The sequence below is a fragment of the Microbacterium sp. Soil_N32 genome (assembly GCF_057655505.1).
Map to the genome: position 1 here is coordinate 1,162,232 of NZ_JBDGME010000019.1, position 21,383 is coordinate 1,183,614.

General features: G+C 71.1%; 17 protein-coding genes. 5 read left to right on the forward strand and 12 right to left on the reverse strand.

Annotated features, from left to right (window positions below):
• Positions 1-36: 36 nt before the first annotated feature.
• The 7 genes from AC3A3J_RS13755 to AC3A3J_RS13785 form a co-directional block, all read right to left on the reverse strand.
• Positions 37-1,851, reverse strand: coding sequence for an ABC transporter ATP-binding protein (locus tag AC3A3J_RS13755; RefSeq protein WP_487672806.1), 1,815 nt, complete (start codon positions 1,849-1,851; stop codon positions 37-39).
• Entirely contained in the window at positions 1,848-3,812 is a 1,965-nt protein-coding gene (locus AC3A3J_RS13760; protein ID WP_487672807.1) for an ABC transporter ATP-binding protein, read from the reverse strand. The genes AC3A3J_RS13755 and AC3A3J_RS13760 overlap by 4 nt, the downstream gene beginning before the upstream one ends.
• A gap of 293 nt (positions 3,813-4,105) precedes the next feature.
• On the reverse strand, positions 4,106-4,603 hold the full coding sequence (locus AC3A3J_RS13765; protein ID WP_487672808.1) for a methylated-DNA--[protein]-cysteine S-methyltransferase: 498 nt from the start codon (positions 4,601-4,603) through the stop codon (positions 4,106-4,108).
• Positions 4,600-6,120: a DNA-3-methyladenine glycosylase 2 family protein gene (locus AC3A3J_RS13770; protein ID WP_487672809.1), complete on the reverse strand. Its 1,521-nt coding sequence runs from the start codon at positions 6,118-6,120 to the stop codon at positions 4,600-4,602. The genes AC3A3J_RS13765 and AC3A3J_RS13770 overlap by 4 nt, the downstream gene beginning before the upstream one ends.
• Positions 6,121-6,284: 164 nt before the next feature.
• On the reverse strand, positions 6,285-7,892 hold the full coding sequence (gene purH / locus AC3A3J_RS13775; RefSeq protein ID WP_487672810.1) for a bifunctional phosphoribosylaminoimidazolecarboxamide formyltransferase/IMP cyclohydrolase: 1,608 nt from the start codon (positions 7,890-7,892) through the stop codon (positions 6,285-6,287).
• 41 nt (positions 7,893-7,933) lie between these two features.
• Positions 7,934-8,521, reverse strand: coding sequence for a phosphoribosylglycinamide formyltransferase (purN, locus tag AC3A3J_RS13780; protein WP_487672811.1), 588 nt, complete (start codon positions 8,519-8,521; stop codon positions 7,934-7,936).
• Positions 8,522-8,530: 9 nt separating this feature from the next.
• A complete protein-coding gene (locus tag AC3A3J_RS13785; protein WP_487672812.1) occupies positions 8,531-9,976 on the reverse strand; it encodes a cell division protein PerM in 1,446 nt (481 codons plus the stop codon).
• Positions 9,977-10,070: 94 nt separating this feature from the next.
• Here AC3A3J_RS13785 and AC3A3J_RS13790 point away from each other — a divergent pair, with 94 nt between their 5' ends.
• Entirely contained in the window at positions 10,071-11,492 is a 1,422-nt protein-coding gene (locus AC3A3J_RS13790; protein ID WP_314646069.1) for an NCS2 family permease, read from the forward strand.
• Between the two features lie 204 nt (positions 11,493-11,696).
• Here the strand turns inward: AC3A3J_RS13790 and sucD are convergent, their stop codons facing one another.
• Together sucD and sucC are read right to left on the reverse strand one after the other, a co-directional pair.
• The gene (gene sucD, locus AC3A3J_RS13795) at positions 11,697-12,599 is read right to left on the reverse strand and encodes a succinate--CoA ligase subunit alpha (RefSeq protein WP_314646066.1); all 903 of its coding nucleotides are present in this window, start codon (positions 12,597-12,599) and stop codon (positions 11,697-11,699) included.
• Positions 12,600-12,625: 26 nt separating this feature from the next.
• Entirely contained in the window at positions 12,626-13,792 is a 1,167-nt protein-coding gene (gene sucC, locus AC3A3J_RS13800) for an ADP-forming succinate--CoA ligase subunit beta (protein ID WP_314646065.1), read from the reverse strand.
• 137 nt (positions 13,793-13,929) lie between these two features.
• On the opposite strand from sucC, the gene AC3A3J_RS13805 reads away from it, so the two are divergent.
• Positions 13,930-14,592: a TetR/AcrR family transcriptional regulator gene (locus tag AC3A3J_RS13805; RefSeq protein ID WP_487672813.1), complete on the forward strand. Its 663-nt coding sequence runs from the start codon at positions 13,930-13,932 to the stop codon at positions 14,590-14,592.
• Positions 14,593-14,702: 110 nt separating this feature from the next.
• The gene (locus tag AC3A3J_RS13810) at positions 14,703-15,938 is read left to right on the forward strand and encodes an acyl-CoA dehydrogenase family protein (protein WP_487672814.1); all 1,236 of its coding nucleotides are present in this window, start codon (positions 14,703-14,705) and stop codon (positions 15,936-15,938) included.
• An 18-nt stretch (positions 15,939-15,956) separates the two neighbouring features.
• Here AC3A3J_RS13810 and AC3A3J_RS13815 read toward each other — a convergent pair whose 3' ends face one another.
• Positions 15,957-16,448, reverse strand: a complete 492-nt coding sequence (locus AC3A3J_RS13815; protein WP_487672815.1) for a hypothetical protein — start codon at positions 16,446-16,448, stop codon at positions 15,957-15,959.
• 84 nt (positions 16,449-16,532) lie between these two features.
• Here AC3A3J_RS13815 and AC3A3J_RS13820 point away from each other — a divergent pair, with 84 nt between their 5' ends.
• Positions 16,533-17,984, forward strand: a complete 1,452-nt coding sequence (locus AC3A3J_RS13820) for a phytoene desaturase family protein (protein WP_487672816.1) — start codon at positions 16,533-16,535, stop codon at positions 17,982-17,984.
• 70 nt (positions 17,985-18,054) lie between these two features.
• Positions 18,055-19,098 carry an ATP-dependent DNA ligase gene (locus AC3A3J_RS13825; RefSeq protein ID WP_487672817.1) on the forward strand — a complete coding sequence of 348 codons (1,044 nt, stop codon included), beginning with the start codon at positions 18,055-18,057 and terminating at the stop codon, positions 19,096-19,098.
• A gap of 3 nt (positions 19,099-19,101) precedes the next feature.
• Here AC3A3J_RS13825 and ligD read toward each other — a convergent pair whose 3' ends face one another.
• A complete protein-coding gene (gene ligD / locus AC3A3J_RS13830) occupies positions 19,102-20,157 on the reverse strand; it encodes a non-homologous end-joining DNA ligase (protein ID WP_487672818.1) in 1,056 nt (351 codons plus the stop codon).
• 46 nt (positions 20,158-20,203) lie between these two features.
• The gene (locus tag AC3A3J_RS13835) at positions 20,204-21,382 is read right to left on the reverse strand and encodes an SseB family protein (protein ID WP_487672819.1); all 1,179 of its coding nucleotides are present in this window, start codon (positions 21,380-21,382) and stop codon (positions 20,204-20,206) included.
• Position 21,383: the final 1 nt, after the last annotated feature.

Here is a 21,383-nt window from a genome sequence, read left to right on the forward strand (position 1 = left end):
CCGATGCTATCGACCCCGGCGAACGGTGCGCGCCGGTCAGACGAGCGTCTCCTGCCAGGCGGCGTGCAGCTGCGCGAACTTGCCCGCGCCGCCGATCAACGCGTCGGGGGTGTCGTCCTCGATGATGCGGCCGTGCTCCATCACGAGCACGCGGTCGGCGATCGCCACGGTCGAGAGACGGTGGGCGATGATGATCGCCGTCCGATCGGCGAGCAGCGTCTGCAGCGCCTCCTGGATGAGGCGCTCCGACGGGATGTCGAGCGACGCCGTCGCCTCGTCGAGGATCAGCACAGACGGGTCGGCGAGGAACGCGCGAGCGAAAGAGATCAGCTGACGCTGGCCCGCCGAGACGCGACCACCGCGCTTGTTCACATCGGTGTCGTAGCCGTCGGGCAGCGCCTCGATGAAGGCATCCGCGCCGACCGCCTTCGCCGCGGCGCGGATCTCGTCGAGCGTCGCGTCGGGCTTGCCGAGCGCGATGTTGTCGGCGACGGTGCCGCTGAACAGGTAGGCCTCCTGCGTGACCATGACGATCGCGCGCCGCAGATCCTTGGGGTGCAGTGCCCGCAGGTCGACGCCGTCGAGCGTGACGGTGCCGGCGGTCGGGTCGTAGAACCGCGAGATGAGCTTCGCGAGCGTCGACTTGCCCGCCCCGGTGGTGCCGACCAGCGCGATCGTCTGCCCGGCCGGGATGTCGAGCGAGAAGTCCGGCAGGATCGTCGTCTCGTCGTTGTAGCCGAACGTCACACCGTCGAAGCGCACGTGCCCGCGCGACTCCCACAGGTCGACCGGCTTCTCGGGGTCGGGAACCGTCGGCACCTCCTCGAGCACGCCGGAGACCTTCTCGAGCGCGGCGGTGGCCGACTGGTACGAGTTCAGGAACATCGCGATCTCCTGCATGGGAGCGAAGAAGTTCCGCACGTACAGCACGGCCGACAGCAGCACGCCGACGGTCAGTGCTCCCTCGGCGACGCGCACGCCGCCCCACAGCACGACGATCCCGAGGGTGAGCGCGGCGACGCCCATGAGGCCGGGCTCGAACGTGCCGAAGAGCATGAGCGAGCGACGGTTGACGTCGCGGTACTCGCCTGCGACCTTCTGGAACGCGACGTCGTTGCGGGGCTCCTTGCGGAACGCCTTGACAGCGCGGATGCCGGTCATCGTCTCGACGAACTGCACGATCACCTGGGCGCTGATCACGCGGGACTCGCGGAAGACGAGCTGGGAACGGGAGTAGAACCACCGCATCAGGAAGAAGAGCGGCACGCCCGCGATCGCGAGGATCAGCCCGGACTGCCAGTCCCAGATGCACAGCGCGATGAAGGTGAACAGGCCGAACAGCACGCCCGAGACGAGCTCGTTCAGTCCGCCGTCGAGCAACTCCTTGATCGAATCGAGGTCGCTGGTCTGTCGCGAGATGATGCGGCCGGACGTGTACGACTCGTGGAACTCCAGGCTCAGGCGCTGGGTGTGCAGGAAGATGCGCTTGCGCAGGTCGAGGAGCACCGCCTGGGTGAGCTTGGCGGCGATGATGACGTACCAGGCGATCAACACGGCGGCGAGCACGCCCGCGAGCAGGTAGATGCCGCCGATCAGGACCGTCGGCATCCAGTCGGCGCGCTCGAGCACGGCCGGAAGAGCCCGGTCGAGTCCGACGCTGATGAGGATGGGGCCGGCGACCTGCAGCCCGGTCGAGAGCACGAGCACGACGGCGGCCAGCACGATCCGCGCCTTCAGCGGGCGCACCAGCGACCCCAGCAGGCGCAGCGAACGGCGGCGGATGGCCCGGCTCTCCTCCTTCGTGTACCGGGAACGGTCCTCGTCCTGGGTTCCGGTGAGAGCGGTGCTCATGGGCGCACCTCCTTCTCGGTGATCAGTTCTTCGCCGGCGTGATCGCCGTCGGCGCGATGGATGCCCTCGTCGATCACGACGCCCGGGTCTTCGGTGCCGCCGTCCTCGTCCGCTGCCGCGGGCGGCGTGCCGACGATCGGGATGGCGCCCGTGCGGGCGGCCTCCTCGGCCTCGAGGCTCGAGATGACGTGCCGGTAGTGGCGGCTCGAGCGCAGCAGCTCGCTGTGAGTGCCGACGGCGGTCACGCGACCGTCCTGCAGCAGGGCCACGCGATCCGCGAGCGCCACGGTCGAGGGGCGATGCGCGACGATCAACGCGGTGGTGTCGGCGAGCACGTGGCGCAGCGCCTCCTCGACGAGCGCCTCGGTGTCGACATCGAGCGCCGACAGCGGATCGTCGAGCACGAGCACCCGCGGCTTCGCGGCGACCGCACGGGCAAGGGCGAGACGCTGGCGCTGGCCGCCGGAGAGGCTCAGACCCTCCTCGCCGATCACCGTCTCGGTGCCCTCGGGCAACGTGTCGACGAAGGACGCCTGAGCCACGTCGAGGGCCTCGCGCATCACGCGCTCCCCCTCCTCGCTGTGCGGGTCGAGCTCGGCGCGGCCGAGCAGCACGTTCTCGCGGACCGACGCCGAGAACAGCGTCGCGTCCTCGAACGCCATCGCGACGTGCCGACGCAGCTCGGCCAGCGGGAGATCGCGCACGTCGACGCCGTCGAGGGTCACCCGTCCGCCGGTCACGTCGTACAGGCGCGTGGGGAGCGTGGTGAGCGTGGTCTTACCGCTGCCGGTGAGACCCACGAGCGCCATCGTCTCGCCCGGACGCAGCACCAGGTCGATGCCGTCGAGCAGGTCGCGTTCGTGCGCGGCGGCGTCCTGGTAACGGAAGTGCGCACCCTCGAACGCCAGCTCGCCACGGGGTTCGGCGAGGTGCACGGGATGCTCGGGGTCGGCGATCGTGTTCGTCTCGGAGAAGATCTCGAACACGCGGTCGGTCGCGGTGCGGGCGTCGAGCATGAACGAGAACAGGAACCCGATCGACTCGATCGGCCACCGCAGCACCGTCGCCATGGCGAAGAAGGCGAACAGCTCCGGCAGCTCGATCGCACCCTGCGAGATGAGCCAGATGCCCGACATGAGGCTGAGCCCGAAGGCGATCTGCGGCATGAGGTCGAGCCAGAACCAGATCGAAGCGATCGCCGAGGCCTTGCTCATCTCGGTCTCGCGCAGCGTCTCGGCCTGTCGGCTGAAGCGTCGGAGCGCATGCGTACCCCGGCCGAACGCCTTCAGCACGCGGATGCCGTGCACGCTCTCCTCGACGCTCGTCGCGAGGTCGCCCGCCTGATCCTGCGAGCGACGGGTGAGCGCGCCGTACCGCTTCTCGAACAGGTACCCGCGGATCCACAGCGGGATCGCCGTGACGATGAAGATCGTGCCCAGCAGCCAGTGCCACCGGAACAGCAGCGCGGCGCCGATGATGATGGTGAGCACGTTGACGACGAGCAGCACGAGGCCGAACGCCAGCCAGCGGCGGATGAGGCTGATGTCCTGCATCATGCGGCTGAGCAGCTGACCCGACTGCCAGCGGTCGTGGAACGCCACCGGCAGCGTCTGCAGGCGCGCGTACAGCTCGGTGCGCATGCGGTACTCGACCTCGGTCGACGGCTTCAGCACGAACTGACGGCGGAGGAACACCATGAACGCCTCGCCCAGGGCGAGGCCGAGGACGGCCACGGCGCCCCAGACGATCGCGCCGAGCTCGCCGGACTGCACCGGTCCGCGGATGATCTGCTCGAGAACGATCGGGATCATCAGAGCGATCACGGCGGCGGCGAGCGCGCTGGCCGCTCCCCCGGCCAGACGCCAGATGACAGGGCGCACGAAAGGCTTCAGACGCCACAGTGCGGCGACGGTGGAGAGCGAGGAGGACGGCGGGGGATTCTGCGGAGACGAGGAGGACATGACTCTCAGATGCGTGGGGCGGGGCGGGAGGCGATCACACGGCCGGGACGGTCGTGATCGCGGGGAGGGAGCGGGAGCGGTGGCAGAGGACCGCTGGGGACGACGGGGCGCGGTGCGACGCTAGTGCCGCGGCGTTGCGGAGGCGGGCACCCGGGCCGTGCCGAGAGCGGCGTGCCGTGCGACGGAGATCGTGATCATGGTGTCCTCCTCAGGCTCGGCCGTGCCGCCCGGTCGGTGCGACAGCCCTCCAGCCTATTGCTGTGAACACGCTGAATGCAACAGGAATTCCCGGCTCAGGCGCGCGCGGCCTCGCGGTCCAGAAGGCTGCGCTTCACGTCGAGACCCCACGCGAACCCGCCGAGCGTGCCGTCGCTGCGCAGCACCCGGTGGCAGGGCACGAACAGAGCCGGCGCGTTGCGGGCGCAGATGGAGGCGGCCGCCCGCACGGCACGGGGCGAACCGAGCGCCGCCGCGAACGACGTATAGGTGAGCGGGGCACCCGGGTCGATGCCGCGCAGAGCCGCCCAGCCGGCGTGCTGCAGGGCCGTGCCCTGCTGCGCGACCGGCACGGTGTCGATCGCAGCGAGATCGCCGGCGTAGTAGGCGGCGACGGCATCCGCGGCGTCGGTGCGTCCTGCACGGACCAGGGAGGGTCGGGCGGCGGCGGCGACCCGCGCGACGACGACGTCGCGGTCGCCGGTCCACCCGGACGCGAGCACCCGCTGCTGCTCGTCGACGAGGATCGTGAAGGGGCCGTCCGGGGTGGCGACGGTCTGGACGATGGCGTTCATGAGGTCTTCTCCTGAGGATCGGGGACGGTGTTCGGCGAGATCGAGCGATCGGCGCGGGTCACGCGCCGCGCGGGCCGCACGGGTGCCGCGCGCCAGAGGTGGGCGGTGAGGTAGCTCCGCCACGGCGCTGCCCGCTCTGCCCACACCGTGAGGGCGCGCGGCTCCCCCGGCAGCCCGGACGCGACCGCGCCCGCCCGCATCGCGACGTCACCGGGCAGCAGCACGTCGGGGTCGCCGAGCACGCGCATCCGCACGTAGTCGGCCGTCCAGGGACCGATGCCGGGCATCGCGAGCAGAGCGGCGCGCTGCTCCGCCCCGTCGTCGCCGACCGTCAGACGCAGCGAACCGTCGGCGAGTGCCGCGGCGGCACCCGTGACGGCCCGGATGCGCGCGGCGGGCCCGCGCAGCACCTCGGCGCCGCGCTCGGCGATGGCCGCCATGGTCGGGAAGAGCAGACCGGTGTCTGTGCGTTCGCCCAGCGCTTCGGCGAGGCCGCTCAAAGCGGTGCGGGCGGCCACGACCGTGATCTGCTGGCCCACCATCGCCCGGATGAGCATCTCGTGGGGATCGGCGGCGCCGGGAACACGTATGCCGGGGGTGCGGGCGACGAGAGGGGCGATCTCGGGGTGGGCGCGCAGCGCACCGTCGATCGCATCCGGGTCGGCGTCGAGGTCGAACAATCGGCGGGCGGTCGCGACCAGCGGCGAGAGATCGCCGAGCTGCGTCACTCGGGCGCGCAGATGCAGGCGGTCGGCCCGCTCCTGCCGCACCTCGAACCACGCCGGCCCGCCGCCCAGGCGCAGATGCCGCGCGAACGACGTCGTCGTGGCTTCCTCCACCCCGGGCAGCGCGCGCGCCGCCATCCAGTCGAAGACGCCGGCCGCATCGAGAGGACCCCGGTAGGGGAGCACGAGGTCGATCGCCCCGGGAACGGCGCCCGACGGCATCCGGCGTCGTGCGCGCAACGCGGTCGGAGTGAGGCCGAACACCTCGCGGATCGTGTCGTTGCACTGGCGGATGCTCGCGAATCCGGCCGAGAACGCCACGTCGGCGACCGGCAGGTCGGTGCCCACCAGCAGCATGCGGGCGGTGTGGGCGCGGTGCGCGCGCGCCAGGGCGAGCGGGCCCGCGCCGAGTTCGGCGACCAGCAGCCGGGTGAGATGCCGGCTCGAGTACCCGAGGCGGTGCGCGAGCCCGGACACGCCCTCGCGTTCGACGACTCCGGTGCCGATCAGGCGCATCGCCCTCGCCACGACGTCACCGCGCACGTCCCAGGCGGGCGAACCGGGTGCCGCCTCGGGAAGGCACCGCTTGCACGCGCGGTAACCGGCCTCGTGGGCCGCTGCGCTGGTGGCGTAGAACGTCACGTTCTCGCGCTTGGGGGTGCGGGCCGGGCAGCTGGGTCGGCAGTAGATTCCGGTGGAGCGCACCGCCGTGACGAACTGCCCGTCGAAGCGCGTGTCGCGGGCGTCGATCGCCCGGTAGCGCTCGTCGAAGTCGGTCGGCGGGAGGCTCATGCCTCCATGCTGCCACGCCCCCTCCCCCGCCACTGGCGGTTTTCGGACACCGCAGTTCCCCTCCCCGACCACATCGCTCCCGTCGCATTTTCTGTCGCCCGCCGAGCGGCGAGGCGACAGAAAATGCGACGGGAGCGGATGGAGGAGGAGGAAGAACCCGGGGGTCAGTGGAAGAAGTGGCGCTCTCCGGTGAAGAACATCGTCACGCCGGCCTTGCGGGCGGCGTCGACGACCTCCTCGTCGCGCACCGAGCCGCCGGGCTGGACGATCGCCGTGACCCCGGCGTCGATCAGCACCTGGGCGCCGTCGGCGAACGGGAAGAACGCGTCGGATGCCGCCACCGAACCGGCCGCGCGCTCCCCCGCCCGCTCGACCGCGAGGCGGCACGAGTCGACACGATTGACCTGGCCCATGCCGACACCGACCGTCGCGTTGCCCTTGGCCAGCACGATGGCGTTCGACTTCACGGCGCGACAGGCCTTCCACGCGAAGATGAGGTTCTCCATCTCCTCGTCGCTCGGACGCTCGCCCGACACGAGCTCCCAGTTTTTCGCGACCGAGACGATGTCGTCGGGGAACCGGTCCGCGTCCTGCAGCAGCAGACCGCCCGACACCAGCCGCACGTCCATGCGCTCCTGCTGCCAATCCTCGGGGAGCTGCAGCAGGCGCAGGTTCTTCTTGCTCTTGAAGACCTCGAGAGCCGCGGGCTCGAACGACGGCGCCACGATGACCTCGGTGAAGATGTCCTTCAGGTTCTCGGCCATCTTCAGCGTGACCGTGCCGTTGGCCGCGATCACGCCGCCATACGCCGACACCGGGTCGCACTCGTGAGCACGCAGGTGGGCGCTCGCGATCGGGTCGAGCGCGTTGGGTGCGGTGGTGGCGATACCGCAGGGGTTCGCGTGCTTGATGATCGCGACGGCCGGCTTGATCATGTCGTACGCGGCGCGGAGGGCGGCGTCGGCGTCGACGTAGTTGTTGTACGACATCTCCTTGCCCTGCAGCTGCGTGGCCTGTGCGATGCCGTGGCCGCCGGCGCGGGTGTAGATGGCTCCGCGCTGGTGCGAGTTCTCGCCGTAGCGCAGGGTGGCGAGGCGCTCGGCCTGGATCGTCAGGTGCGCCGGCAGGTCGCCCTCGTCCTGCAGCGTGCCCTCGGCGAACCACGAGGCGACAGCCGTGTCGTACGCCGCGGTGTGGGCGAAGGCACGGGCGGCGAGTTCACGACGCTGCGACAGCGTGGTCCCGCCGTCGGCGATCGCCGAGATGATTCCGGGGTACGACTGCGGCGACACGACGATCGCCACATTCGCGTGGTTCTTGGCGGCGGCGCGCACCATCGCCGGGCCGCCGATGTCGATCTGCTCGACGACGTCGTCGCCCTCGGCGCCCGAGGCCACCGTCTCGACGAACGGGTACAGGTTCACCACGACGAGCTCGAACGGCGAGATCTCGAGGTCGGCGAGCTGGCGTTCGTGGTCTTCGAGGCGCAGGTCGGCGAGCAGGCCGCCGTGGATCTTCGGGTGCAGCGTCTTCACGCGCCCGTCGAGCATCTCGGCGACGCCCGTGACCGCGGCGACGTCGGTGACCTCGAAGCCGGCCTCTCGGATGGTGCTCGCGGTCGAGCCGGTCGACACGATCTGCACGCCGGCGCCCGCGAGGGCCTCGGCCAGCTCGATCAGGCCGGTCTTATCGCTCACCGAGACCAGGGCGCGGCGGATGGGCACCGTGTCGCGATCGCGGTACAGCGAGGGGTCGTGGCGGGGGCCGGCCATGGTGATGCTCCTTCGTGCGTCGGGCGTGGAGGGTGGGAAGGTCAGGAGGCGGGTTCGAGGCTGAGCTCGCCGGTCGCGATGCGCCGCACCACGTCGATCAGCAGTCGCCGCTCGACGGGCTTGATCCGCTCGTGCAGCGCGTGCTCGGTGTCGCCCGCCAGGATCGGCACGCGTTCCTGCGCGAGGATCGGCCCGGTGTCGACGCCGTCGTCGACGACGATCACGCTGGCGCCGGTCTGCGAGACCCCGGCGGCGAGGGCGTCGCGCACGCCGTGCGCGCCCGGGAACTCCGGCAGATACGCCGGATGCGTGTTGATGAGCCGCGGCGAGAACTGTGCGACGACCGAGGGAGGCAGCAGGCGCATCAGGCCGCTCAGAACGACGAGGTCGGGTTCCCACACCGCCAGTTGACGGCCGAGCTCCTCGCCCCAGGCCTCGCGACTGTCGTGCTCGTGCCAGGGAACCGTGAACGAGGGGATGCCGAACTCCTCGGCGTGGGCCAGACCGTCGGCCTCGCGGTCGGCGCCGACGACGACCACCCGCGCCGGGAAATCGGGGTGACGAGCAGCCTCGAGGAGGGCACGAAGGTTCGAGCCGGCGCCCGAGATGAGAACGGCGACCGTGAGCACGCGGCCAGTCTACCGGGGGTCGCTCGACCCGCCGTGCCCGGTGACGTCGTCGAGTGGCGCGGTGTCGGCGTACGACGGGAGCACGGCGGCGCGCGGGCCGGCTGCGCCGTCGTCGTCCTCCGGTCCGGATGCCCCGTCCCGCCCGGTCTCCGTGCGCCAGGTCGTCGCGACGACCGGATCGACGGACGACGTCGGCGAGATCCCGGATGCCGTCATCTCGGCCACCCAGCGGTCGGTGCGCTCCTCGGCCAACTCCTCGCGGTTGCGCGGCGAGAGCAGGAGGATGGCGGCGCCGATCAGCACTTCTCCTCCGAGCGCGAGCGCGAACGGAGCGGCGGACGGTCCGACGTCGGCGAGACGCCCCGGCCCGATCGATCCGCTCGTGAGCACCGCGGCGAGCGCGGCCATGCCCGCACTCACGGCGGCGATGCCGACGGCGATCGCGGCTCTCGGCAGCATCCCGAGCGGGGTGCCTTCCCAGACCAGGCGCGACCGCACGGCCCACCCGGCGAAGGCTCCGGCGCCGATGGGCAGCAGCACGACGATGAGCGTCCAGAACGAGGCGTTCTCGGGCAGCAGTCCGAACACCGGCAGCCCGGGCACGACACCGAGCGACGTGCCGGCAGGCGACACCGCCGTGCCGGCACCGACGGCGAATCCCGGACCGGCGATCCATGCGGCCGCCCAGACCACGAGGGTGGGCAGGTAGACGAGCTGGGCGAGCGCGAGCATGCTCGCGCCGAGTCCGTCGACCCGCGCCGCCTGGAAGAGCGCGACGACCTCTCCTCCGCGCAGCAGGGTCGCGACGGCGACCCCGAGTGCGCCGGCGCCCATGATCGCGACGAGCGCGAAGGCGGCTCCCCGCACGATCGCCGCGGGAACGGGCGTCCAGTCGCCCCAGGCATCCGTCACGTCGTGGATCATGTCGAGCAGCCCGCCGTCGCCGTCCTCCCACGCCGTCCGCACCGCGCCGGCGACACCGCCGCACAGGTAGACGGCGGGCGGCAGCAACGTGGCGAGCGGGAGCGGGGTCTCCAGTCCGGCGAGACGCGAAGAGAGCGCGACGCCCGCCGCGATCGCGCCGAAGGCGACGGTGCCGGACAGCACCCCGGTGATCCAGGCCCCCGCGCGCGCCGCGCGGCCTCCCGATCGCGCCGCGAAGAGGGCGGTGAACACGAGCAGGGCCAACGGCGTCACCGAGAGGGTGAATCGTGCGGCCTCCGCCGGCACGCCGACGGCGACCAGCACGGTGTCGGCGATCGTCACGTCGAGCGGCGCACCGTGCCCGAAGGCCCAGAGGGTGCCGGTCAGCGGCCACAGCGCGCCCCAATCGGCCGTGGCGCCGAAGGCCAGGGTCCAGAGGAGAGTGAGGGGTGCGAGGAGCACGGCGAGTCCGACGGCGGCCGCGATGGCGGCGTCGAACGCGGCGAGGAGCGCGACGAGGAGGCGTTGCATAGCGCTTCGAGACTACGACGAGAACAGGGGTGCGCCCGGGCGGGCGCGCGCGGCTCGGGCGACACGATATCGTCTCATCCGGAGGTTCACCCGAATGACAACTGCCCCGTCCCCCGCCCCTGCGACCGCGAGCGCCGAGCCGAAGAACGGCCTGGACCGCTTCTTCGAGATCACGAAGCGCGGTTCCACCTTCGGCACCGAGATCCGAGGGGGCCTGGTGACGTTCGTCACGATGGCGTACATCGTGATCCTCAACCCGATCATCCTGTCGACTCCCGACGTCGACGGCAACACCCTCGCCGGCCCCGCCGTCGCCGCGGCGACCGCCCTGACCGCCGGCGTCATGACCATCCTGTTCGGCCTGATCACGCGCCTGCCCTTCGCCTTCGCGGCGGGACTCGGCATCAACGCGTTCATCGCCTTCTCCGTCGTCGGCTCGGTGACGTGGCCCGAGGCCATGGCCCTCGTCATGATCAACGGACTCATCATCGTGCTGCTCGCGGCCACCGGCCTGCGCAAGATGATCTTCGACGCCGTGCCCGTGCAGCTCAAGCTCGCCATCACGGTCGGCATCGGCCTCTTCATCGCGTTCATCGGCTTCGTGAACGCCGGCTTCGTGACCGCGACGAACAACGCCTCTCCCCCGGTCGATCTCGGCATCGGCGGCTCGGTCGCTTCGATCCCGACGCTGCTGTTCGTCATCACGCTGCTCATCGGCGGCGTGCTCACGGCCCTGCGCGTCAAGGGCGCGATCCTGATCGCCCTGGTCGGCGGCACGGTGCTCGGCGGCATCGTCAACCTGATCTGGCCGTTCGGCCTCGACTTCGGCTTCACGGGTTCGATCGTCGGCCTTCCCGACCTCAGCCTCGTCGGACAGGTCGACTTCGGCTTCGACCTGGGCAAGGTCAGCATCGTGGCCCTGGTGATGTTCGTCTTCACGCTGCTCTTCTCGAACTTCTTCGACGCGATGGGCACCATGACCGGCCTCGCGAAGGAGGCCGACCTCGCCGACGAGAAGGGCGACTTCCCGCGCATCAAGTCGGCGCTCGTCGTCGAGGGCATCGGCGCGATCGCCGGTGGCGGCACGTCGTCGTCGTCGGCCACCGTGTTCGTCGAGTCGGGCGCCGGTATCGGCGAGGGCGCGCGCACGGGGTTCGCGACCCTCATCACCGGCGCGATGTTCCTCGTCGCGATGTTCTTCACCCCGCTCACCTCGCTCGTCCCGGGTGCCGTCGCGGCGGCCGCTCTCGTGCTGGTGGGCGCGCTGATGCTCGCGCAGATCAAGAACATCGATCTCAGCGACTTCCGCGTGCTGCTCCCGGTGTTCCTCACGGCCACCGTCATGCCGATGACCTACTCGATCGCCAACGGCATCGGCGCGGGCTTCGTCAGCTGGATCGTCGTGAACGCGTTCTCCGGTCGCGCCAAGACCATCCACCCGCTGCTCTGGGCGGTGGGAGTCGGGTTCGTGATCTTCTTCGCTCGCGGCCCGATCGAGGCGCTCTTCGGCGTCTGACACGCAACGACGAAGGGGACGGATGCCACGGCATCCGTCCCCTTCTCCGTCCCGCCGCGCATCCGCTCGCGGTTCCCGTCGCACGAACGGCTCTTCTCCGCCTCCAGAGCGACCATTCGCGCGACGGGAGCGAATCACCGCACACCAGCGGGCATGAGAAAGGCCCCGGGGTGGAGCCCGGGGCCTTCCTCTCCAGCTTAGCGCTTAGAGCGACTCGACGATCTCGCGCATCAGTGCGGCGGTCTCGGACGGCGTCTTGCCGACCTTGACGCCGGCGGCCTCGAGGGCCTCCTTCTTCGCCTGCGCGGTGCCGGCGGAGCCCGAGACGATGGCGCCGGCGTGGCCCATGGTCTTGCCCTCCGGTGCCGTGAAGCCCGCGACGTAGCCGACGACCGGCTTGGTGACGTGCGCCTTGATGTACTCGGCTGCACGCTCCTCGGCGTCGCCGCCGATCTCGCCGATCATGACGATCGCCTTCGTCTCGGGGTCGGCCTCGAACGCGGCGAGCGCATCGATGTGGGTCGTGCCGATGACCGGGTCGCCGCCGATGCCGATGGCGGTCGAGAAGCCCAGGTCGCGCAGCTCGAACATCATCTGGTACGTCAGGGTTCCCGACTTCGACACGAGGCCGATCGGTCCTTTGCCGGTGATGTTCGCCGGGGTGATGCCGACGAGCGCCTCGCCCGGGGTGATGATGCCGGGGCAGTTCGGCCCGATGATGCGGGTCTTGTTGCCCTTGCTCTGCGCGTAGGCCCACGCCTCGGCCGAGTCGCCGACGGGCACGCCCTCGGTGATCACGACGAGCAGGGGGATCTCGGCGTCGATGGCCTCGACCATCGCGTCCTTCGTGAAGGCGCCGGGCACGAAGGCGATCGACACGTCGGCGCCGGTCTCCTTCATGGCTTCGGCGACCGAGCCGAAGACGGGCAGCTCGACGGCGTTGCCGTCCTTGTCGGTGTGCGACACGGTCGTGCCGGCCTTGCGGGCGTTGACGCCGCCCACGACCTGGGTGCCGGCCTTCAGCATGAGAGCGGTGTGCTTGGTGCCCTCGCCGCCCGTGATGCCCTGGACGATGACCTTGGAGTCCTTGTTGAGGTAGATCGACATTTCTCTAGTCCTTGTGTCTCTGGCGATCAGGCGTTGGCGAGCTCGGCGGCCTTGTCGGCGCCCTCGTCCATGGTGCTGGCGAGCGTGACGAGCGGGTGCGCGTACTCGGCGAGGATCGCGCGACCCTCGTCGACGCGGTTGCCGTCGAGGCGCACGACGAGGGGCTTCGAGGCCGTGGCGCCGAGCGTCTCGAGGGCGCCCTTGATGCCGTTGGCCACCGCGTCGCACGCCGTGATGCCGCCGAAGACGTTGACGAACACGCTCTTGACCTGCGGGTCGCCGAGGATCACGTCGAGACCGTTGGCCATGACCTCGGCCGAGGCGCCGCCGCCGATGTCGAGGAAGTTGGCGGGCTTCACGCCGCCGTGCTTCTCGCCTGCGTAGGCGACGACGTCGAGGGTCGACATGACCAGACCCGCGCCGTTGCCGATGATGCCGACCTCGCCGTCGAGCTTGACGTAGTTGAGGCCCGACTTCTTCGCCTTCGCCTCGAGCGGGTCGGCGGCGTCCTTGTCCTCGAGCTCCTCGTGCTCGGGGTGGCGGATCTCGGAGGCGTTGTCGTCGAGCGTGACCTTGCCGTCGAGGGCGATGATGTCGCCGTCTTCGGTGCGCACGAGCGGGTTGACCTCGACGAGCGTGGCGTCCTCGCCCTTGTAGACCTCGAAGAGCTTCACGAAGACGTCGGAGACCTTCTCGACGAGGTCCTCGGGGAAGTTCGCGGCGCGCGCGATCTCGACGGCCTTCTCCTTGTCGATGCCCGTCAGCGGGTTGACCTCGACGCGGGCGAGGGCCTCGGGCTTCTCGACGGCGAGCTGCTCGATCTCCATGCCGCCCTCGACCGAGCACAGCGACAGGTACGAGCGGTTGGCGCGGTCGAGCAGCACCGAGAAGTAGAACTCCTCGGCGATGCGGGCTCCCTGGGCGACCATGACGCGCTTGACGACGTGGCCCTTGATGTCGAGGCCGAGGATGGCCTTCGCGGCCTCGTAGGCCTCATCGGGGGTCTTTGCGACCTTGACGCCGCCGGCCTTGCCGCGGCCTCCGGTCTTCACCTGCGCCTTGACGACGACCACACCGCCGATCTTCTCGGCGGCCGCCTTCACCTCCTCGGGGGTGTCGGCGACGATGCCGGCGAGGACCGGCACTCCGTACTTCTCGAAAACGTCTCGTGCCTGGTACTCGTACAGATCCACTGTGGTTCCTTCACTGGGCTGCTGGTCTGGTAATTCTCTCGATGTCGAGACATCGACCAGTCCCACAGCCTACTACCTCGACCTGGGCGCCCCCGCGGCCCGCGCGGCCCCGCGCGCGCGAGGTCTAGGCTCATGCCATGCACGAATCCGCAGAACTGCGCACCGGCGTCGTGGCCGCTGCGCTGGAGCTCTTCGCGTCGCAGGGGTTCGATCAGACGTCGGTGGAGCAGATCGCCAAAGCGGCCGGCGTCTCGCGCTCGACCTTCTTCCGGCAGTTCGGGGGCAAGGAAGACGTCGTGTTCGCCGACCACGAGGCTCTTCTCGAGCGGCTGCGGGCGTTCCTCGGCGAGGGACACGACGATCCGTGGGGCGCCGTGTGCGCGGCATCCGAATCGGTCTTCGCGCACTTCGCCCGCGACCCGGAGATGGCGCGCCGGCGGTACCAGATCGTGCGTCAGGTGCCGGTGCTGCGCGAGCGCGAGATCATCACGGTGTTCCGGTACGAGCGGCTGTTCGACGATTACCTGCGCAGCGCGCTGCCGGGCGTCGACCCGCTCGACGCGGTGGGCTTCGCGGCACTCGTCACGGCGGTGCACAATCACGTGCTCCGGCAGCTGCTCCGCGGCACCAAGAAGGTGCCGGTCGCGACGCTGCAGGCGGCGCTGGCTGATGTGCGCCGGCGGTACGGCGTGCCCGCCGATGCCTCGGACCAGGCGCCGGACGACCTCGTCGTGGCGGTGTTCCCGCGCTCCATGCCGGTGGCCGAGGTGACGCGCCGACTGCGGTCGCAGCTCGACTGACCCTCGCCAGCCCCCGGGCGAAGTGCGCCCCGCCCGCAGCGTTTGCCGTACCCACGGTCGTGGAACCGAGTATCTCGGCGTACGATACCAAGTGCCACGAAGGGACTTCCATGAGCACCGACGCCACCCCCCTCCCCGGCGAGCGCACCTCGTCGTACGACATCACCGGCCGACAGGGCACCGACTACTACGCCGTCTTCTCCGACATCCCCGCCGACGACCGTGCCGCCTGGGAACGTGCGCAGGCGTACGTCGACGAGGTCGCCCCGCAGATGGCGGATGCCTGGGACAGGGCAGAGTACCCCCTCACCGCCGCCCGACGGATGGGCGAGATGGACCTCGTCGTCGATGGCGTCGAGCACCCCGCACTCACGCGCCTCTCGCCGCTCGCGGCGGGCCTGGTGAACATGGAGATCTCGCGGGGCGACGGCTCGCTCGGCACGATCCTCGCCGTCCAGGGCGGCTTGGCCCTGCGCACCCTCGCACTCTTCGGCTCCCCCGCCCAGCAGGACCGCTGGCTCACTTCCCTGGCCGACGCCTCCGTGCTCGGATCCTTCGCGCTCACCGAACCCGACCACGGCTCCGACTCCGTCTCCCTCGAGACCGTGGCCCGTCGCGACGGCGACGACTGGGTGATCCGAGGCACCAAGAAGTGGATCGGCAACGGGGCCTCGGGCGGCATCACCTTCGTCTGGGCGCGCGTCGACGACCCGGACGCCCCCGAGCACGGCGCGGTGCGCTGCTTCCTCGTCGAGCAGAGCACCCCCGGGTACACCGGCACCGTCATCCCGGGCAAGGCCTCGCTGCGGGCCATCCATCAGGCGCACATTCGCCTCGACGACGTGCGCGTGCCGCACGACGCGGTGCTCCCCGGTACCCGCAGCTTCAAGGACGCATCGATCGTGCTGTACGCCACACGCTCGGGCGTGGCCTGGTCGGCGCTCGGCCATGCCACCGCCTGCTACGAGGCGGCCCTGGCCTACGCCACGCAGCGGGAGCAGTTCGGCAAGCCGCTCGCGAAGTTCCAGATGGTGCAGGAGCGGCTCGCCCACATGCTCGAAGACCTCACCGCGATGCAGCTCTACTGCCGCCGGCTCGCCGACCTCGAATCCGCCGGCGGTCTGCGCCCCACGCAGGCGTCTCTCGCGAAGTTCCACAACACGCGCGCCGCCCGGCGCATCGCATCCGTGGCCCGCGACCTGCTCGGCGGCAACGGCATCCTGCTCGAGAACGGCGTCATGCAGCACCTCGCCGACATCGAGGCGATCCACACCTACGAGGGCACCGAGAGCGTGCAGGCGCTCCTGCTCGGGCGCGACATCACGGGGATGAGCGCCTTCGTGTGACTGGACTCCGGCGCGGGATCAGTCGCAGCCGCAGCCGCCGGACGGCGTCTTCACCATGAAGCACACGTCGCACACGCCGTACTCGCGCTCGGTGACGGGCGTCGCGGCCGGGGTGCGGGGCGCGGCGGGGGTGCGGGGCGTCGCGGCACGGCGCGCAGGAGCCTTCGCCGGGGCGCTGGGCGCGAACTCGCTCGGGTGATCGACGTAGTAGTACGGCGGGCGCCCCTCGCTCGGCTGCAGTCGCACGCGGGTCGAGCCCCGCACGATCACGTCGTCCTCGGCGAAGCCGTTGGTGTACGTGCGCCCGATGTGCAGCGGGGCGCGGTCCCCGCGACGGATGGCCTCGATGTAGCGACCCCGGTCGATGAGCGACGTCACGTCGGACCCCTCGACGATCGCTCGGATGAACTCGTGGTTGACAGGGTCGATGCGGTGATGGCGCAGCGCCTCGGCGAGCGTGCGGTACGGACGGGAGGTGCCTGCGGGGGTGGGGCCCTGAACTTCTTTCATCCCTTCCAGGATCGCATGTCCGCACGGCACTGCGGACCGCCGGCGCCCGTCGCCCGCCCCGCACGGCGTGACAGACTGGGCGGCATGGCACGGGCGACGATCATCGGCAGTGGGCCCAACGGACTCGCGGCGGCGGTATCGCTCGCGCGCGCCGGCTACGAGGTGCGCGTGCTCGAAGCGGCCGACACGATCGGCGGCGGCATCCGCACCGTCGAGAACACGCTGCCGGGGTTCCGGCACGACGTGTGCTCGGCCGTGCATCCTGCGGCGTTCTCCTCGCCGTTCTTCCGCGCCTTCGGCATCGCCGAGCGCGTCGAGTGGATCCGCCCCGAGATCTCCTACGCGCATCCCCTCGACGGCGGCAGGGCCGCGGTCGCCTGGCGCGACATCGACCGAACGGCGGCGGACCTCGGCGAGGATCGCGATGCGTGGCTCGCGCGTCTCCGACCGCTCGCGCGTCATATCGACGGCGTCGTCGACTTCACCGGGCACCAGATCCCGCGCATCCCGCGGGATCCGATCACGGCGGCGCGTTACGCCGTGCGGATGCTCGATCAGGGCACGCCCCTGTCGTCCCGCGCGTTCCGCACCGAGGAGGCCGCGGCGCTCCTCACCGGTGTCCTCGCGCACGCGAGCACTCCGCTCCCCTCCTTGGCCGGCGCGGCCGCCGGGCTGCTGCTCGCCGCCCTCGGGCACGCCGAGGGGTGGATGTACCCGCGCGGCGGCGCCCAGCGCATCGCCGACGCGCTCGTCGCCGATCTCGAGGCGCACGGCGGCACGGTCGAGGCCGGAGCGCACGTGCGCGACCTCGGCTCCCTCGACTGGGGCGACCCCCGCCGCGGCGACCTGCTGCTGCTGAACACCTCCCCGCGCCTCGCGCTCACGCACCCCGGCATCCCGTCGCGCTACGCGCGGGCGCTCCGGCGCTACCGCTACGGACCGGGCGCCGCGAAGGTCGACTTCGCCCTCGACGGCCCGGTGCCGTGGGCGAACGCCGACGTCGCGCAGTCGCCGACCGTGCACGTGGGCGGCACCCGCGACGAGGTGCGCGCGAGCGAGAACGCGGTGGCACGCGGCCGGGTGAGCGAACGCCCCTACGTGCTCACGGTGCAGCCGTCGGTGTTCGACCCGACCAGGGCGCCGCAGGGCAAGGCGGTGCTGTGGGCGTACATCCACGTGCCCTCCGGCTCCGATCTCGACGCGACCGAGCTCATCACGCGCCAGATCGAACGGTTCGCCCCGGGCTTCCGCGACCGCATCCTCGCCCACGATTCGGTACCGGCGTCGGCGCGCGAGGCGGTGAACCCGGCCGAGATCGGCGGCGACGTGTACGGCGGGGCGTTCACGATGCGGCAGGCGATCCAACGTCCGACGCTGTCGGTCGCCCCCTGGCGCACCCCCATGCGCGGCGTCTACCTCGCATCGGCCGCCACTCCTCCCGGCCCGGGCGTCAACGGCATGTCGGGCTGGCTCGCCGCCCGCACCGCCCTGGCCGACGCGGGCCTCCCGCACGAGCTCGACGACCTGTTCGGCTGAGCCCGCGACCCGCCGACGTCGCCGAGGCAAGGGGGTGGATGCCCGCCGCGGCCGCCGTCAGGATGGGGGCATGCGCTACGACATCCCCGCCCCGATGCTGGCCAAGGCCGCCGCCGCCGTACCCGACCCGGCGAAGACGAGCGGAGGGCTGCTGTTCGAGCCGAAATGGGACGGCTTCCGCGGACTCGTCGCCTGGGACGGGGAGAGCGTCGAGATCGGTTCGCGCGGCGCCAAGCCCCTCACCCGGTACTTCCCCGAGCTGGTCGAGGCAATTCCCGACCTGCTCCCGCGTCCCTGCCTCCTCGACGGCGAGATCGTGGTCGCGACCGGCCCGGAGGGCGCGCAGCGCTTGGACTGGGAGGCGCTGAGTCAGCGCATCCATCCGGCCGCCTCCCGCGTCGCGAAGCTCGCTGCCGAGACGCCGGCGATGTTCATCGCGTTCGACCTGCTCGCCGACGGGGACGACGACCTCCGCGACCGGCCGTTCGCGGAGCGCCGCGAACGACTGGAGGCGCTCCTCGGCGGCGTCGGGCATCCGCTGCACATCACGCGCACGACGCGAGACCGCGATGCCGCCGTGCGGTGGCTGGCGGAGTTCGAGGGAGCCGGTCTCGACGGGGTCGTCGCGAAGCCGCTCGACCAGCCCTACGCACCCGGCAAGCGCACGCTCACCAAGATCAAGCACGCCCGTACGGCCGACGTCGTCGCGCTCGGGTACCGCGTGCACAAATCGGGCACGGGCGTCGGCTCGCTGCTCGTGGGTCTCTACGACGCCGAGGGCGGCCTGCACCAGGTCGGAGGGGTGGCGGCCTGGAGCGACCGTCGCCGGCGCGAACTGGTCGACGAGCTCGCCCCGCTCGTCGAGCGCGATGCGAGCGGAGCGGCGGTGACCGGCGAGGGCGAGAGGTCGCGCTTCTCGGGCGCGAAGGACACCACGTTCGTGCGGCTGCGCCCCGAGCGGGTGTTGGAGGTGCGGTACGACCAGCTCGAGGGTGCGCGGTTCCGGCACACCGTGCAGTTCGAGCGCTGGCGTCCCGACCGTGATGCGCGGTCGTGCACCTACGACCAGCTCGACACGGTGGCGGGCTACGACCTCGCCGACGTCATCGGCTGACCGTCAGGCCTTCTCGACGGGCTCTCCGTCGGCGTCCCAGTGGGCGGCGACCTTCTTGCTCGGCTGCACGCGCGGCGGCTCGCCGGGCATCTTCGGGAACTCGGGCGGGAACGGGAGCTCGCCGAGCCCGTCGGCCACGTCGCGCTCCCACCACTGCAACAGCGTGTCGATGCGTCCCGGTGCGGCCTGCTTCTCGGCCCAGGGGTCTCCGACGTCCTGCAGCCGGCCCGGGATGCTCCGCACCGTGAATCGCGTCGGGTCGAGCCCCTCGAGCTCGTCCCAGTGCACGGGGGTCGACACCGTCGCCCCGGGAAGCGCCCGAGCACTGTACGCGCCCGCCATCGTGCGGTCGCGGTTGGCCTGGTTGAAGTCGATGAAGATGCGCTCGCCGCGCTCCTCCTTCCACCAGTTCATCGTCACCTGCTCGGGCATACGGCGCTCGAGTTCGCGCCCGGCCGCGATCACGGCGTGGCGCACGTCGAGGAACTCGTGCTCGGCGACGATCGGCGCGAACACGTGCAGCCCGCGGTTGCCGCTGGTCTTCGCGAACGCCTCGAGCCCCGCCTCGCGGAGCACCTCGCGCAGCGTGTGGGCGGCGACGACCGCGTCGGCGAAATCGGTGCCCGGTTGCGGATCGAGATCGATGCGCAGCTCGACGGGGTTGTCGGGGTCCGTCGCCAGCGAGGCCCACGGGTGCAACACGACGGTGTTCATCTGCACCGCCCAGACGAGGGCGGACGGACGGTTCAGCACGATCTGCGGATGCCGTCGACCGCTGTTGTACGTCACCGTGACGGCGTCGACGTAGTCTGGCGTGCCCTTGGGCGGGTTCTTCGAGAAGAACCCCTCCCCGCCGATGCCGTCGCGATAGCGCTCCAACGAGACCGGCCGGTTGCCGTTCGCACCGAGGAAGGGCTCCGCAACGACCTGCGCGTACTCCGCGAACTCCGCCTTCGTGATCCCGAGGTCGGGCCACACCACGCGATTCGGGCTGGAGAGCACCACCTCGCGCTCCCCTTCGGGGTCGGCGACGGTCAGGGTCACGCGTTCGGAAGCCATGCTCCGACCCTAGGGCGCGACGCCGATGCGGGGAAGGCCGGTGCGCTCAGCTCTCGTCGGCCGGCGCGATCTCGAGCACGGGCGCGAGCGCCGCGCGGTCGAGGAGGAGGGACGGACCGGCGGGATCGATCACGACCCCCGCCATCTCGGCATGACCGGTGAGCACCTTGGCGAGCTGGGCGGGCTCGAACGGCAACGGCCGGTCGCCGCGTCCGAGCGCGATGACCTCGAGCGGGTGGGTGAAGAGCTGCAGGAAGCGCCGACCGTCGGTCGACTGCGCCTCGGCGATACCCACCTGACCGTCGGCTCCGCCCTCGTTCACGGCGACCCACATGCGGGTGCGGGCCAGCGCCTCGCCGGCCTTCGCGGTGGTGTCCTGCTCGCGGGGCGCCGACACGATCGACTTGACCGTCATGGCGGGGTCGGCCTGGTCGAGGGTCTTCTGCAGAAGCTCCGTCGGGAAGACCACGCGGTGCGGGGCAGAGGCGTTGTCGATGATGAGTCCCGCGAAGTCCCCCGACACCACGTGCTGGATGACCGCCGTCGTCGGCTGGGCGACCGCCGACGTCGAGGCGGGGTCCGGCTCGGCCTGCACGGAATCGCGCACAGCCGCCGCCGAGCTGAAGGCCAGCATGAACTGACGCTCCTCATCGCGCACCACCGCGACCGTGAGGGGCTTGCCCTCGGCGATCTGCGCACGCGCGTCGCCGTTGACTCGGATGAAGAGGTGGCTCTGCAGAGCCTGACGCAGTACTCCGAGCAGCTGCTCGTTGGTGGCGCCCTGTTCGACCTGCTGCAGCGCGTCGCGCAGGAGGACGTTGTCCTTCATGCCCGGAACGCTCTCGGTCTGCTCGGGCGGAAGGGCCGGGGCCAGCGGAAGACGCGGCTCGGAGGAGACGAGCGGCGTCGCGCCCGCGGGCAGGGTCGCCGCCGCCGGAGCGGGGGCGGCCGGGCCGGATGCGCGCGGGGCGGAGGATGCCGGAGCCGGGGCGTCCGGGTCGGGAAGCTCGACCTCGGGGCCCGCCTGGGCGCCGACGCCACGGAAGGCCTGCACCGAGATTCCGACGCTCGGAGCCGCCTCGGCCGGTGCCTCCCCTGCCGTGCCGGTCGGGGCGCCCTCCTCCGCGGGTGTCGTCACGTCGTCCGTCTCGACGGCGTCCGTGGTCTCGGGGGCGGAGGTGACGGCGTCGTCAGCGGACTTCTTGCGGCGGGAGAAGAGGGCCATA